Origin of the sequence: Mesorhizobium sp. M7A.F.Ca.CA.004.04.2.1 (assembly GCF_004022825.1) — a bacterium.
GTDB lineage: Bacteria > Pseudomonadota > Alphaproteobacteria > Rhizobiales > Rhizobiaceae > Mesorhizobium.
In genome coordinates this window covers 1-522 of sequence record NZ_RZPH01001740.1, presented here as the reverse complement: position 1 = coordinate 522, position 522 = coordinate 1, and the positions used below count along the sequence as shown (strand labels likewise).

Annotated in this window: 1 protein-coding gene; it reads left to right on the top strand. The window is 64.2% G+C overall.

What is annotated here, in order from left to right:
* Positions 1-522, top strand: a 522-nt coding sequence (locus EN893_RS37320) for an SDR family oxidoreductase (protein WP_128362326.1), incomplete at both ends; no start/stop codon positions are given.

Sequence of the window (522 nt, the reverse complement as noted above, 5' to 3'; positions counted from 1 at the left end):
GAATTGGGCGGGCTGGGCGTCACCGGCTCCAACCAATCCAATGAAGATCTGCAGCGTCTCGTCGACCTGACGCTCGAACGTTTTGGCCGCATCGACGTGCTGGTCAACAGCGGCGGCCACGGGCCGCGTGCGCCGATCCTCGAAATCACCGACGAGCAATGGCACACCGGCATGGATGTCTATCTGCTGAACGTCATCCGTCCGGTGCGCATCGTGGCGCCGCAGATGGTCAAGCAGAAGGGTGGGGCCATCATCAACATCTCGACGGCCTGGGTGGTCGAGCCGAGCCCGATGTTCCCGACGTCCGCGGTGTTCCGTGCCGGGCTTGCCGCCTACACCAAGATCTTCGCCAACACCTACGCCGCCGACAATGTGCGCATGAACAACGTGCTGCCCGGCTGGATCGACAGCCTGCCGGCCACAGAAGAACGCCGCGACAGTGTGCCGATGCAGCGCTACGGCACCTCGGAAGAAATCGCCGCGACCATCGCCTTCCTGGCGTCCGAAGGCGCCGGCTACATC